Genomic DNA, 13,871 nt, shown 5'->3' with positions numbered 1-13,871 from the left:
CACCCTAGCCCTGCCCTTCAAAGATCCAAGGGCAGGGAACAAACCAGCTGTTCCTCCCCCTGTTAAGGGGTAGGCTGGGAGAGAGTTATAAATGTTAACTAAAAGATTGAAGAGAATTCATCTACATTAGATGCGTCGTAGATAAAAGGTTTAGCCATCGCGCCGTCACCGTCTTTATCTAACTGCAATGTACCCATGCGCCCCATTGGCACTTCTGTTTTAGTACCTTGTCCTTTAACAAGGTTATACGCCAACATAGTTGCTGAATAACCTAAATCGATAGGATTCCATATTGCAAAGCTATGGATAGCACCACTGTGCACATGACCAGCTAATTCAGAAGGTAAACCCAAACCCGTAACATAAACTTTTCCTGTCAAGCCAAGATCGCTAACCGCTTGAGCCGCAGCCAAAATACCTACTGTAGTTGGCGCTACGATAACATCGAGATCAGGATTATTTTTAATCAATGCAGTTGCTTCTCGAAAGCTTTTATCTGCTAAGTCATCGCCATAAACAGTATCAACTAGCTTCAAGTTTGGAAATTTATTAAGAGATTTTTTCATTTCGCCAATCCAAATATTTTGGTTGGTCGAAGTTGGGGTAGCACTTAAAATCGCAAAAGTACCAGATTTTTTACCTTTGGCTTTAATCGCATCAGCAGCAAGCTGAACATTCATTTCACCAATTAAGCTATTACTAGAAGGGTTTAAATGGATTTGACGTCCTGCTTTACCAACGCCGGAGTCCCAAGAAATGACTTTAATGCCACGTTGTTGTGCTTTTTTCAAAGAAGGCACAAGCGCATCCGCATCATTAGCTGATACAGCAATCGCATCAACACGCTGAGCGATTAAAGAATTAATGATTTCAATCTGCCCTTCTGCTGTGGTTGATGTTGGCCCTGTATAAATGATTTTAACATCACCTAATTCTTTACTGGCTTCCTCTGCACCACGATATGCAGCTTCAAAAAAACCAATACCTAATGCTTTAACTAACAAGGCGACACGAACTTGATCTTCTGCATATGAACTAGAAGCAAACAAAGTTGCAGAAGCTAATACACAGGCTGTGATGAATTTATTCTTCATAATTATCTCCAAGAGCGCGCTCATCATCACACAACAAAGAGTTTGTCGTATCAGAGACGCGGTTTATTGTTTTTGTTTTTCTACAATGATTAAACGACACCCTGCCGATTCAATCACTTCTTTACTCTTGTTATCTATTCCGTCATCAGTGATGACAATATCTATCTGTGATAAAGGGCAGATGATCATACTTGATCGGTTTTGAAACTTTGTACTATCAACCAAAAGCACCCGCTGATCGGCTCGATTTATTAATTTCATTACCGCTTGTACAATCTGTGGATCTGTCTCCATCACACCATGAGAACTCACACCATAAGCACCTATAAAAAGAATATCAGCGTAAGTATGATTGGATATATCATTCGGAAACGGACTCAAAATAATGTTCTGCTCCCGATGAATTTTTCCGCTCGGCACTGTAACGCTGCATTTACTCTTCTTAATCAATTGATCCGCAATAGAGAAGGAGTTAGTTAATACTTGCAGCTTTAAGCCACGCATATATTCCGACATAGCCGATGTTGTCGTGCCGCCGCTGATCATAATTGACATATTGTCCAACAATAGATCTACCGCCGCCTTCGCAATATTCCGCTTCACATCCGTATTAATCGTTTGATTAACCGAATAGGGTCGTCCCAACAAACTCACGTCTGACGGAGGATTGATCGCTTCTGCGCCACCTCTTACTCGACGAAGTTTCTCCTGCTTATCTAAAAAGCTAATATCTCGTCGTACAGTTGCTTCTGAAGCACCTAACACATCAGCTAGATGCGCTACAGTAGCAATAGGACGAGCTTCCACTTCCGATAAGATCACTCTATGCCGTTCAATTTCGTGCATATGATTCATCCTCGATAATCAATATAAGTATTTTTCAATCATTATCAAGCACTATCAGTCAAAATATATCAAAAAAGATAAATAATGCTTGAAAATGATTGATTTTGTTTTAACATGAAATCTATCGATCATTCTAACCCGCTGATTGCGCATAACAAAAATAAAATTGAAGTCTTTAACTCTCTGCTTATGCTTTGTTAAAGACAGACTTTGAGGTTAAACAATGTCTAAGAACAACTCACTACCCAATCTTTGGAACGACATAGAAGCGTCGCGTCTAACTGCTCCAGAATTATTACAATACAGATCGAACCTACTTGGTTCTGATATGCGTGTAACCAATTACGGTGGTGGGAACACCTCTGCAAAACTCGAAATGGATGACCCTCTTACAGGTAAAAAAACATCCGTTTTATGGGTAAAAGGTTCCGGCGGTGATATTGGTTCAATGGGATTAGATGGTTTTTCGACTCTTTATATGGACAAGCTTAATCAGCTCCCCGATTTATACCGTGGCTTAGAACACGAAGATGAAATGGTTGCCTACCTTCCTCACTGTACGTTTAATTTGAACTCACGCGCTGCCAGTATCGATACACCATTACATGCTTATCTTCCTTATAAACATGTTGATCATTTACACCCTGATGCTGTCATTGCGATCGCTGCCAGTAAAAATAGTCAGCAGTTGACTCAAGATATTTTCGGTAACGACATTGGTTGGTTAGCTTGGCGTCGACCTGGTTTTCAGCTTGGTATGGACTTACATAAAATCGCCACTGAGAACCCACACTTAAAAGGTGTGGTATTAGAAAGCCATGGTTTGTTTACCTGGGCCAATGACAACAAAGAATGTTATTTGAATTCAATAAGCATCATCAACAAAGCTCAAACATGGTTAGAAGAAAAAAGTAAAGGCAAGGCTATTTTTGGTGGCGAACGTTTTAATTCATTGCCTGAAGGCAAACGCCAATCGGTGGCTGCTCGCCTTATGCCTTTAGTACGTGGTAAATCCAGTGAAAAACAACGCCAAATTGGCCACTTCAATCAATCGAACGAAGTTCTTCAATTCGTCAATTCAAATGATTTGGACCGGCTTGCCAAACTTGGCACTTCTTGCCCAGACCATTTTTTGCGTACTAAAATTCGTCCGTTTGTGGTTACCTATAATCCAGAAAAAGACAATTTAGATGAAGTTATTGCCTCTTTAGATAAAGATATCGCAGATTATCGTGAAGATTACGCAGGTTATTACAACCGCTGTAAACGCGATAACAGCCCCCCGTTGCGGGATCCTAATCCTGTTATTTACTTGATTCCAGGTGTTGGTATGTTGTCATTTGCCAAAGACAAAGCTACAGCACGTATCGCAGGCGAATTTTATGTTAATGCCATCAATGTAATGCGTGGCGCAGATAGCGTCAGTGAATATGTTGGCTTACCAGAACAAGAAGCCTTCGACATTGAATATTGGTTATTAGAAGAAGCCAAGTTACAACGTATGCCAAAACCTAAGTCCTTAGCTGGTCGTATCGCTTTGGTTACTGGTGCAGCTGGCGGCATTGGTCTTGCCACTGCAAAACGCCTAGCAAAAGAAGGTGCAAACATTGTACTGATGGATATAGATGAAGAAGCTTTGGCTACAGCTCAAACAAATCTAACGAATGAGTTTGGCAAAGATACTGTGTCCAGCATTAAAATGGATGTCACTAATGAAGAGGATGTAATTCGCGCCATTAATCATTGTGCAATGGCTTTTGGTGGCTTGGATATTGTTGTCTCTAACGCCGGAATTGCTTCTTCCGCTCCACTTGAAGAAACCTCTCTTGCTTTGTGGAATAAGAACCAAAGCATTTTATCAACTGGCTATTTCCTTGTTGCACGCGAAGCGTTCGCCTTACTCAAACAGCAAAACATGGGTGGCAACATGGTATTTATCGCCAGTAAAAATGGTCTTGTCGCATCAGCCAATGCTAGCGCGTATTGTGTTGCCAAAGCTGCAGAAATTCAGCTTGCTCGTTGTGTGGCATTAGAAGGTGCACCGCTTGGAATTCGCTCTAACGTAGTCAACCCAGACGCGGTTCTTCGCGGTTCCAAAATCTGGACAGGTAAATGGAAAGAAGAAAGAGCCAGTGCTTACAAACTTTCTACCGATGATTTAGAAGAACACTATCGTCAACGTAGCATGTTGAAATTAAATGTTTTTCCTGAAGATATCGCTGAAGCAATTTATTTCTTTGCGTCAGATGCTTCATCCAAATCGACTGGCAACATTTTAAATGTTGATGCTGGACATGCTCCATCATTTACCCGTTAATGAAATGATAAAGATCATATACAAAAATAATAAAGGATTCGGTCATGACACAATTAATTGATCAAAATTTTCTACAAGAACACAACTCAAAACAAGAATCTGCATTGACGAGTGATTATAATGCCCTAGCCGAGAAGCTTGATCGTTCCGGTTTTGACATTGACTCCATTTTAGCGCAGGCGAAACAATTTGCTGTAGCCGTCCCTTCTTGGGGTGTCGGTACTGGCGGAACTCGCTTTGCTCGTTTTCCGGGGAAAGGCGAACCTCGCAACATTTTCGAGAAACTTGATGATTGTTCTGTGATTCAACAATTATCCCAAGCCACACCTACCGTCTCGCTGCACATTCCTTGGGACAAACCAAAAGATCCAAGCGAGTTACGCCAGTACGCTGAACAGTACGGCCTTCGTTTTGATGCGATGAACTCCAATACCTTTCAAGATCAAATAGGCCAGGAAGAATCGTATAAATTTGGCAGCCTTGCCCACAGCTCAAAAGCGGCACGTGATCAAGCTATTGCTCACAATATTGAAGTGATAGAACTAGGCGAAAAACTAGGCTCTAAAGCACTTACGGTTTGGGTTGGTGATGGTTCGAACTTTCCTGGTCAACAGCATTTTAAAAACAGCTTTACCCATTACTTAGAAAGCATCAAAGAGATATACAACAACCTGCCAGACGATTGGAATATGCTGCTAGAACACAAAATCTTTGAACCAGCCTTTTACTCTACTGTCATTCAAGATTGGGGCAGCAGCTATCTTGCAGCAAAAGAAACGGGCGAGCGTTGTTTATCCCTTGTGGATTTAGGACACCATGCACCGAACGTCAACATTGAGATGATAGTCAGTCGTCTTGCGCAATTTGGCAAACTGGGTGGATTCCATTTCAACGACAGTAAATACGGTGATGACGACCTCGACAGCGGCTCTATTAACCCTTATCAGCTGTTCTTGATCTTCAATGAATTAACGGATATTCGTAGCCAAGATACGACGTACAGTCCATTCTACATGCTGGATCAGTCGCATAATGTTACCGACCCAATTGAGAGTTTGATGTACAGCGCGGCAGAAGTGCAAAGAGCCTTCGTAAAAAGTCTATTAGTGGATCGTGAGGCCTTAACGCACCATCAAAACACAAACGACGCAATGATGGCTCAAGCAACATTAAAACAAGCCTATAACTTGGATATAGAGCCTATTTTACAAATGGCTCGTTTACAAGAAGGTGGAGCAATTTCACCGGTAACCTGTTATCGCGCCAGCCAATATCGTCAAACATGTGACAAAAACAGACCTGCAGATCCAAACAAGACTGGTTCAGGAATTGTTTAGCAATATCATTTCCAACCACTTTTGAGATCTATAACTAGTTAAAATGCTTGACGCTTTCGTAAAGGAATTAGCCTTATAATAGGCTAATTCCTTCTTTTTGATAAAAAGCTCATTGCACTAAAAGTATAAGACCAACGCAAATCTCACACTTTGAAGAGCCTTTTTAAAATCGATTATCTAAATCGTATCAAACCACAACATTGCTGTTGCAAGATCTTCAATAGATGAGCCAACCGCTTTAAATACTGAAATATCATTTTCAGGGTCGTTAAACTGCTTGCGCCCTGCGTGATGACCACGACTCAAACTAAAAAAGTCTCCGATGATATGGTCTGGTGTTATTGCACCACTTTTGATTGGCGAAATAAAATCCCCCGTTTCCGTTAACGCCGCTTCTTTAAAGTCAGCAAATACTTGAGCTTTTTGCATCAATGCATCATCGGCTTCACGCATATTAGGAGTGAAACTGCCAATCAAATCCACATGAGTACCCGGTGTCACCCATTCGCCAAACACCAAAGGCTCTTCGCTCAACGTCGCACAACTGACAATATCAGCCCAAGTCACGGTATTAGGCAAATCGCCCTTACTCACAACGCTGGCTTTAATGTTCATTTCTGTTTGAATTTGTTCAACTAAACGTGCCGCCGAAGTTTCATAAATATCAAAGACTTTAATTTCTTCTATATCACGTACTTCACACATAGCTTGTACAACTTGGCTTGCTACTTTACCAGCGCCAATCATTAATAAGGTTTTAGAATCTGGTCGAGATAAGTACCTTGCGCCTAACGCTGCGGCTGAAGCTGTTCGTCTTGCAGTAATGATGTTTCCATCAAATTGCGCAAGAGGCTGGCCAGTTTTGGCGCAACTAAGAATGTAAATGCTATTCAAACCAGGCAAACCTACCTCACTGTTACTAGGGAAAACACTCACTTGCTTTACCCCTAAATACTCACCTTCTAACCAAGCTGGCATTAAAAGCAATGTAGCATCTTTTTTACCCGGTACGCTCAAGTGATGGTGATGCCTAATTGGGCAATGAATATCTAATTTAAAAGCATCATCAAGTGCTGATATTACTTTTCCGTAAGGCAGACAACCTTCTTTATATTGTACGAAAATATTTTTCACTTTAATTTCCTAAAATTGTTTTTTACTCGTCAATTTTTCTTAAAGACATTCTTAAATCTCAACAATAACCGACACTCTTGGTATAGATAAGAGAATCTGTTGCCGATAGCTTTAAAGCTAGCGTACAACCTTTCAACCTCTCTTCAGCACCTACAAAGTAAACAAAAACAAAAGAATTTCTTACACCTTTCTTGCAAAAACCGTGTTTATCACAAAAAGATCAGGCTTTTCGACAATTTGATTCCCTAGAACTCCCCTACAATCGATATGGTTCGAGTTGAGAAGAAGATTCATTTATGAGGATAGCAACACTATTCATATAACCCAGAGTCCACATAATGGCACTTCATTAAGTAATTAAAGATGCCTTTATCACTCAACAAAAAAGAACCTTATGCCACTGCAGAATTTAACAGAACAGCAATATTGAGTTTCGAATACAAAAACGGCCAGACACTATTTATCGTGCTATGTGGACTTGAGCGCAACTCACCATAGAAGAACTAAAGAATTTGCACATTAACCAATGAATTAAAACAACAATACATTCAAGGACGATATCAATTATCAGCACGGACTTTGCTCTAACTTCAGTGATCCACTGAAATAACAAGAAACAAAGGAACGAACATGAACTCACTTAAAAAAATATTATCAACAACCCTAATCGCTACGGCTGTTATGTCAGCCAGTGTAAACATTAGCGCGGCTGAAAAAGAATGGCGCATGGCAACACCATGGTCAGGTGGCCCTTGGCTAGAACGTGATGCTCAAAACTTTGCTGATCACGTTAAAACAATGAGCAATGGTGATTTTGATATCAAAGTATTTCCAGGTGGAACCTTGGGTAGTGCATTAAAAGTCACTGAAACGGTCAAATCTGGCGTAGCGCAAATAAGCCACAACTATATCAACTACGACTATGGCGTAGACCCTACTGCAGCATTGCTTGCTGGACATTCAAGTGGATTAACTCCAGAAGAGTTTATGTTGTGGATATACCAAGGCGGTGGTCTTGAGCTATACGAACAATTTCGTTTAGAAAAATCCAAAGTTGTTGCCCTACCGTGTTCTGTTTTAGGCACTGAAATTTTCCTTCACTCAAGCAAAAAAGTACAAACCTTTGAAGACTTCCAAGGCTTACGCCTTAGAACATCAGGTGCATGGGCCGAAATCGCTTCTCGTCTAGGTGCATCAACGGTTGTTATGGCCGGCAGTGAAATCTACAGCGCACTTGAACGTGGCGTGATTGATGCTGCGGAATGGGGTAGTCCTGAAATGAACAAACCAACCGGTTTTCATGAAGTTGCCAAGTACGTAATGGTTCCCGGTGTACACCAATCAGGTGGTGTTCTTGAGTGTCAAGTGAACAAACGTCAATGGGATAAATTAACAGATCAAGAGCAAAATATGTTACGTACTGCTGCTAAACTGTCTGTATTTGACTCATGGCTTGCGTCTTCATACGCAGATTTAGCCGCTTATGAAGAGTTAAAAAATGGTAAAAATGAAATCGTTAATTTAGATCCGAGCTTTATCACTAAAGTTCTTGAAGAAACAACAGCATGGGAAGACGAAAATGCTACGAAAAACCCTTGGTTTTCCAAAGTGCTGACTTCTCAACGTCAATTCAAAGCAGAAATGACAAACTGGTCAGAATACCGCCTTACTATTGGTGAATCTGAACTTTAATGAATGAGAGAAGAGGCGATAAACTCGCCTCTTCTCTTCTGTTTTCCTTCTATTCAGATCTGTCTTATCAGGAACACAATGACTCTTATTAAACTATTAGAAATGCCAACACGTTTCTTCGGTAGCATTGCCGCCTTATTAATACTACCGCTGATCGGTGCATTAATTGTCGAAGTATTCAGCCGTCATATTCTGGGCACTCCAACCGTGTGGGCATTTGAAATCAGCTACATGGTTATGGGGACGCTTTTCGTACTTGGAATGGCCAATGCTTTACGCCTTAAACAACATGTAAGCGTCGATCTACTCACCATGAAAATGTCAAACAGAGTAGCGGCAACCATCCGAGCCATCTTTTACATCATGTTATTGCCAATCATTATCTGGCTAACATGGGAACTAGCTTATTATTTTCATGAAGCTTATGAAAGTGGCGAACGTTCCGGACGTTCTGCATGGAACCCTATCGTTTGGCCTATTTACTTTACTTGGTTCTTAGGTTTCTTATTGCTCGTTATGCAACTTGTTGCCGAGCTTCTTAAAGCCATCATTACCATGATCAGTGGAAAAGAGGATGACTTTGCATGAGTGATTTCCTGTCTATTTTTATGTTTCCTGTACTCATCTTATTTATTTTCCTAGGAGTACAAATTGCCTTTGCCATGATACTGACCGCCACTATTTTCGGCTTAATGATGTTTGGTGATGTAACGGCGTATCAACTATTAACAAAAATCGAAGAGACAGCCTCCAATTCCATATTAGCGGCAGTGCCATTATTTATCTTCATGGGCGCCATGTTAGAGAAATCAGGTATAGCAGAACGACTCTTTCATGCTATACATTTATGGACAAAACGCCTTCCTGGTGGAATCGGTGTAGGTACCATTTTACTTGGCGCTATATTCGCAGCATCAAGTGGCGTTGTTGGCGCAACCGAAGCCGTCATTGGTTTGCTTACCATTCCTATCATGCTCAAACACCAATATGACAAACGCTTACTATCCGGTGTGATCTGCGCAAGTGGTTCATTAGGTACAGCGATACCACCGTCTATCACCGTTATTGTATTAGGGCCGGTTGCAGGAATCTCAGTTGGTCAACTATTTAATGGTTTGCTTATTCCCGGTTTATTAATGGCAGCCTTGTTTATTATTTATGTCATTGCTCTGGCGTATTTTAAACCTAACATGGCACCACGCGAACAAGGTGAAGTTGGCGTACCGCTTGCTGAAAGATTAAAAATTACAGCGACGGCTATTTTGCCAGCAGCAGCTCTGATATTTACCGTATTAGGTACCATTTTATTGGGTCTGGCGACACCAACAGAAGCCTCTGCTTGCGGCGCCTTAGGCGCGGTTATTTTGTCTATTTGCTACAAAAGCTGCAAACTTAAAGTATTGTGGGAATCCATGCTACGAACGGTCAACATTACCGCAATGATTCTGCTGATCGTAATGGCTGGTAATATGTTTGCGGGAATATTCTTTGCGACTGGCGGCATGCAAACAGTTCAATCATTACTTACTGGGTCTGGTTTCAGCCCACATACCGTACTTGGTTTGATCTTGTTTATCGCTTTCATCGCAGGCTTCTTACTAGATATGATGTCGGTTGTTTTAATCATTATTCCAGTTGCCATTCCTATTGTGCGCTTACTGGGTTTTGATGACATTTGGTTCTGTGTGGCGTTCTTGGTTGTCTTGCAAACCAGTTACCTAACACCACCATTGGCGCCTTCAATCTTCTATTTAAGAGCGATTTCACCACCAAGCATCACGTTAAAACATATGTACGCCGGTGTTATACCTTTCATCGCCATACAATTACTTGTTTTGTTTGTCATACTCATTTATCCAGAAACAGCGACCTGGCTACCAGAAGTACTTGGCGCTCCAAACTGGTAATTTATCAAGGCATAACCCAGTAACATCATTAATCTGGGTTATGCCATAAATAGACCCAAATACTCCCAAAAACCTTTATCTCAATCTAATAGGAGATAAATTTTATTGACTTAATTAAAGGAAATGTAACACTGTTATCATTTTATGAAATATTAGGTATGAAATGCAGATTAGAAACCTTATCTTGCCGAATGAATGCGACCAGCATAACCACAATCACCATCAGTTAATTATTGCTGTAAAAGGCCATGCACTGTTTGAAATTGATGGCAAAGGTGGTGTCGTGAACAGCCAAACTGGCTGCATAGCTCCTGCTAGTGAGACTCACTACTTTGAAGGTATAGGTGACAACAACCACATCATCATCGATATTCCTAATATGCAACTGAACAGCCGGTTAGAAAATCTGTTCGAGCAACCTCACTACTTCACTATCGATGACAATCTGAAGCTACTTATTTCTTATTTACACAAAGAATCGAATAATTTTAATTTTTTTCCTGAAGCCTTAGATGGCTGTACCCTTGGTTTAATGGCCTCCCTTCATCATAGAATCCTAGGAGACCAACCAAACAATAAAATCCGTTCGAAACTCAATATTAACTCGATTTCCCATTTTATTAACGAGAACCTAGATCAAAAAATATCAGTCACACAACTAGCAGAAATGCACCACGTAAGCTCAGGTCATTTCAGTGAACTCTTCACCAATGAAACGTCTATTACACCTTATCAATTTATCTTAAAAAGGCGTCTAGAAAAGGCTTATGACTTAATTATCACAACCAACAAACCCCTTTCGATCATTGCAGAAGAAACAGGCTTTAGTAACCAAAGTGCCATGACACACTCATTCCAACGTAATTATGGCCACTCACCTAAACACCTACGCAAATAATAGATTCTTCATTGCTGATACGTAAAAAATATCCCTTCTTTGGTTTATCACACAGATAGTTGACCCTTACGGTTTTGAAATTATATACCTCAACGGCTTTAAGACTAACCCAACAGCCTGAGCATTGAATCTAGCGTGGAATTTCTCAAAAAGCAGACAGCTCTCGGGAAAGAGTTACAACTTCCTATAAAAAATCCTACCTAGAGCTTCATCTGAGCAATTTCTGCTTCACCTTAGACACACACCAGCAGAAAAAGTCTCAAAGAGTTTTACAACGACAAGCAAAGAGAAAGTAAAACCTCTTACCTAGGACTCTATTATCATCTCATAAATACAAAAAACTTAAGTTCATTATTTGATGATCAAAGGATCATATTTTTCAGAAGGACTGTAATACACAAATGGTTGCGAGAGCACTTATGAGAACTTATGAGAACTTAAAAGTGAATCGACGACTTGTGGAATTGGTTTTCTTAATCAATGGTGCGGGAGCACTTATCAGAACTTAAAAGTGAACCTACGACTTGTGGAATTGATTTTCTTAATCAATGGTGTGGGAGCACTTATCAGAACTTAAAAGTGAACCTACGAATTGTGGAATTAGTTTTCTTAATCAATGGTGCGGGAGCACTTATCAGAACTTAAAAGTGAACCTACGAATTGTGGAATTGGTTTTCTTAATCAATGGTGTGGGAGCACTTATCAGAACTTAAAAGTGAACCTACGAATTGTGGAATTGGTTTTCTTAATCAATGGTGTGGGAGCACTTATCAGAACTTAAAAGTGAACCTACGAATTGTGGAATTGGTTTTCTTAATCAATGGTGTGGGAACACTTATCAGAACTTAAAAGTGAACCTACGAATTGTGGAATTGGTTTTCTTAATCAATGGTGTGGGAGCACTTATCAGAACTTAAAAGTGAACCTACGAATTGTGGAATTGGTTTTCTTAATCAATGGTGTGGGAGCACTTATCAGAACTTAAAAGTGAACCTACGAATTGTGGAATTGGTTTTCTTAATCAATGGTGTGGGAGCACTTATCAGAACTTAAAAGTGAACCTACGATTCTTTGGATTGTTCTTTTGAAATGGTTGCGGGAGCAGGATTCGAACCTACGACCTTCGGGTTATGAGCCCGACGAGCTACCAGACTGCTCCATCCCGCGACAAGTTAAACTATTGATATAGCTTACTTTTTGATAATGTATTTCTGAATATTCGTATGACCAAATCTAAGATTTGGTTGCGGGAGCCGGATTCGAACCAACGACCTTCGGGTTATGAGCCCGACGAGCTACCAGACTGCTCCATCCCGCGACAAATAAGTTATTGATATAATTAGAAAATTTTAAGTAAGCAACTTATATGAGACTAAGTTGGTTGCGGGAGCAGGATTCGAACCTACGACCTTCGGGTTATGAGCCCGACGAGCTACCAGACTGCTCCATCCCGCGACAAATTTATTTTCTAGGTAATCACTAACAATTTCATTCGATTAGTTGGTTGCGGGAGCACTTTTCTAAACTAAAGTGAACCTATGACCTACCATTTAGAAATTTCTTTAAATGGTAGCGGGAGCACTTATCTTGATTAAAAAGTGAACCTACGACCTTTTTCTTAAATGGTTGCGGGAGCAGGATTCGAACCTACGACCTTCGGGTTATGAGCCCGACGAGCTACCAGACTGCTCCATCCCGCGACTAATCTTCGCTAACTTTCACTATTTAAGTAATAGCAATTGACCCAAAAAAATAACTGAGCCCGTGTTAACGAGGTGCGTATTATAGGCAGATTAAATAAGGAGTCAATACCAGTTAACAAATAACATTAGATAAGTTTTAAGAATCATCTTTTTTACTTATTGTGCATCTATCTATATTAAATTTTCAAAGTACTTGTATCGACCTTTATCAGACTGTAAAAAGATAGCCATCAAATCATTTTAATTAAACTTTATAGGAACCAAGTATGTCAGACAGTATTATCGACATTTTGAAGAAATCTATGATCCCAGAAAAAGAGCAAGCTCTTCCAGGTAGAAACACTCCATTAACCATCTCAGGCATTAGTGTAATTAATAACGAACCTTTTATTCGTACTCGAAATGAGAATGAAGCAGAGGTGATTTTAGGTATGGGATGTTTTTGGGGAGCCGAACGAAAACTATGGAATACGCCAGGTGTAATAGTCACTTCAGTCGGTTATGCTGGCGGCTACACTCCAAATCCTACGTACGAAGAAGTATGCTCTGGCCAAACAGGACATAGCGAAGTGGTTCAAGTTGTTTTTGATACCTCTCTTATTTCATTAGAAGGTGTTTTAAAGGTATTTTGGGAAAATCATGATCCAACACAAGGTATGAAACAAGGTAACGACGTAGGTAGTCAATATCGCTCCGTTATCTATACAAAAAATGATCAAGACCTTACTACAGCAGAAGCCAGTAAAGCCACGTTCCAAAAAGAATTGATTACTGCTGGCCATGGCATGATTACCACAGAAATCGAACCGCTTAATGTATATTACTTCGCAGAAGAATATCACCAACAATACCTACACAAAAATCCAAATGGTTACTGTGGATTAAATGGTACAGGCGTTAGCTGCCCTATTGGCCTTGCTCGTTAACTATTTTATTTTTCAAG

General features: G+C 40.4%; 10 protein-coding genes and 4 tRNA genes. 7 read left to right on the top strand and 7 right to left on the bottom strand.

Features of this window, described 5'->3' with window-relative positions; genetic code table 11:
* Positions 1 to 98: 98 nt before the first annotated feature.
* Both rhaS and AC0L3Y_RS13085 read right to left on the bottom strand, forming a co-directional pair.
* Positions 99 to 1,094 carry a rhamnose ABC transporter substrate-binding protein gene (gene rhaS / locus AC0L3Y_RS13090; RefSeq protein ID WP_473464252.1) on the bottom strand — a complete coding sequence of 332 codons (996 nt, stop codon included), beginning with the start codon at positions 1,092 to 1,094 and terminating at the stop codon, positions 99 to 101.
* A 63-nt stretch (positions 1,095 to 1,157) separates the two neighbouring features.
* On the bottom strand, positions 1,158 to 1,940 hold the full coding sequence (locus AC0L3Y_RS13085; protein WP_473464247.1) for a DeoR/GlpR family DNA-binding transcription regulator: 783 nt from the start codon (positions 1,938 to 1,940) through the stop codon (positions 1,158 to 1,160).
* Between the two features lie 223 nt (positions 1,941 to 2,163).
* Between AC0L3Y_RS13085 and AC0L3Y_RS13080 the strand changes: the two genes are divergently transcribed.
* Together AC0L3Y_RS13080 and rhaI are read left to right on the top strand one after the other, a co-directional pair.
* Positions 2,164 to 4,257 carry a bifunctional rhamnulose-1-phosphate aldolase/short-chain dehydrogenase gene (locus tag AC0L3Y_RS13080; RefSeq protein ID WP_473464243.1) on the top strand — a complete coding sequence of 698 codons (2,094 nt, stop codon included), beginning with the start codon at positions 2,164 to 2,166 and terminating at the stop codon, positions 4,255 to 4,257.
* Between the two features lie 44 nt (positions 4,258 to 4,301).
* The gene (rhaI, locus tag AC0L3Y_RS13075; RefSeq protein WP_473464238.1) at positions 4,302 to 5,594 is read left to right on the top strand and encodes an L-rhamnose catabolism isomerase; all 1,293 of its coding nucleotides are present in this window, start codon (positions 4,302 to 4,304) and stop codon (positions 5,592 to 5,594) included.
* Positions 5,595 to 5,771: 177 nt separating this feature from the next.
* Here rhaI and lhpI read toward each other — a convergent pair whose 3' ends face one another.
* Positions 5,772 to 6,728 carry a bifunctional Delta(1)-pyrroline-2-carboxylate/Delta(1)-piperideine-2-carboxylate reductase gene (lhpI, locus tag AC0L3Y_RS13070; RefSeq protein ID WP_473464234.1) on the bottom strand — a complete coding sequence of 319 codons (957 nt, stop codon included), beginning with the start codon at positions 6,726 to 6,728 and terminating at the stop codon, positions 5,772 to 5,774.
* Positions 6,729 to 7,358: 630 nt separating this feature from the next.
* Here lhpI and dctP point away from each other — a divergent pair.
* From dctP to AC0L3Y_RS13050, 4 genes are all read left to right on the top strand, one after another.
* Complete coding sequence (gene dctP / locus AC0L3Y_RS13065; RefSeq protein ID WP_473464229.1) at positions 7,359 to 8,420, top strand: TRAP transporter substrate-binding protein DctP; 1,062 nt, start codon at positions 7,359 to 7,361, stop codon at positions 8,418 to 8,420.
* 78 nt (positions 8,421 to 8,498) lie between these two features.
* Positions 8,499 to 9,008: a TRAP transporter small permease subunit gene (locus AC0L3Y_RS13060; protein ID WP_473464224.1), complete on the top strand. Its 510-nt coding sequence runs from the start codon at positions 8,499 to 8,501 to the stop codon at positions 9,006 to 9,008.
* The gene (locus AC0L3Y_RS13055; RefSeq protein ID WP_473464220.1) at positions 9,005 to 10,327 is read left to right on the top strand and encodes a TRAP transporter large permease; all 1,323 of its coding nucleotides are present in this window, start codon (positions 9,005 to 9,007) and stop codon (positions 10,325 to 10,327) included. The genes AC0L3Y_RS13060 and AC0L3Y_RS13055 overlap by 4 nt, the downstream gene beginning before the upstream one ends.
* 163 nt (positions 10,328 to 10,490) lie before the next feature.
* Positions 10,491 to 11,225: a helix-turn-helix domain-containing protein gene (locus tag AC0L3Y_RS13050; protein ID WP_473464216.1), complete on the top strand. Its 735-nt coding sequence runs from the start codon at positions 10,491 to 10,493 to the stop codon at positions 11,223 to 11,225.
* A 1,090-nt stretch (positions 11,226 to 12,315) separates the two neighbouring features.
* Here AC0L3Y_RS13050 and AC0L3Y_RS13045 read toward each other — a convergent pair.
* The 4 genes from AC0L3Y_RS13045 to AC0L3Y_RS13030 all read right to left on the bottom strand — a co-directional run bounded on the left by AC0L3Y_RS13045 (position 12,316) and on the right by AC0L3Y_RS13030 (position 12,925).
* Positions 12,316 to 12,392: transfer RNA gene (locus AC0L3Y_RS13045), tRNA-Met, on the bottom strand.
* Between the two features lie 74 nt (positions 12,393 to 12,466).
* A tRNA-Met gene (locus tag AC0L3Y_RS13040) sits at positions 12,467 to 12,543 on the bottom strand.
* Between the two features lie 60 nt (positions 12,544 to 12,603).
* Positions 12,604 to 12,680: transfer RNA gene (locus AC0L3Y_RS13035), tRNA-Met, on the bottom strand.
* A 168-nt stretch (positions 12,681 to 12,848) separates the two neighbouring features.
* A tRNA-Met gene (locus tag AC0L3Y_RS13030) sits at positions 12,849 to 12,925 on the bottom strand.
* Positions 12,926 to 13,194: 269 nt separating this feature from the next.
* Between AC0L3Y_RS13030 and msrA the strand changes: the two genes are divergently transcribed.
* Complete coding sequence (gene msrA / locus AC0L3Y_RS13025; protein ID WP_473464212.1) at positions 13,195 to 13,854, top strand: peptide-methionine (S)-S-oxide reductase MsrA; 660 nt, start codon at positions 13,195 to 13,197, stop codon at positions 13,852 to 13,854.
* Positions 13,855 to 13,871: the final 17 nt, after the last annotated feature.

This window comes from Marinomonas sp. GJ51-14 (assembly GCF_055808695.1).
The sequence above is the reverse complement of the archived record's forward strand: the minus strand, read 5'-3'. Positions and strand labels throughout refer to the sequence as shown.

Excerpts from the sequence above, each read along its gene's own strand:
- rhaS (WP_473464252.1), bottom strand. The coding sequence starts at position 1,094 with ATGAAGAATAAATTCATCACAGCCTGTGTATTAGCTTCTGCAACTTTG.
- AC0L3Y_RS13085 (WP_473464247.1), bottom strand. The coding sequence starts at position 1,940 with ATGCACGAAATTGAACGGCATAGAGTGATCTTATCGGAAGTGGAAGCT.
- AC0L3Y_RS13080 (WP_473464243.1), top strand. The coding sequence starts at position 2,164 with ATGTCTAAGAACAACTCACTACCCAATCTTTGGAACGACATAGAAGCG.
- rhaI (WP_473464238.1), top strand. The coding sequence starts at position 4,302 with ATGACACAATTAATTGATCAAAATTTTCTACAAGAACACAACTCAAAA.
- dctP (WP_473464229.1), top strand. The coding sequence starts at position 7,359 with ATGAACTCACTTAAAAAAATATTATCAACAACCCTAATCGCTACGGCT.
- AC0L3Y_RS13060 (WP_473464224.1), top strand. The coding sequence starts at position 8,499 with ATGACTCTTATTAAACTATTAGAAATGCCAACACGTTTCTTCGGTAGC.
- AC0L3Y_RS13055 (WP_473464220.1), top strand. The coding sequence starts at position 9,005 with ATGAGTGATTTCCTGTCTATTTTTATGTTTCCTGTACTCATCTTATTT.
- AC0L3Y_RS13050 (WP_473464216.1), top strand. The coding sequence starts at position 10,491 with ATGCAGATTAGAAACCTTATCTTGCCGAATGAATGCGACCAGCATAAC.
- msrA (WP_473464212.1), top strand. The coding sequence starts at position 13,195 with ATGTCAGACAGTATTATCGACATTTTGAAGAAATCTATGATCCCAGAA.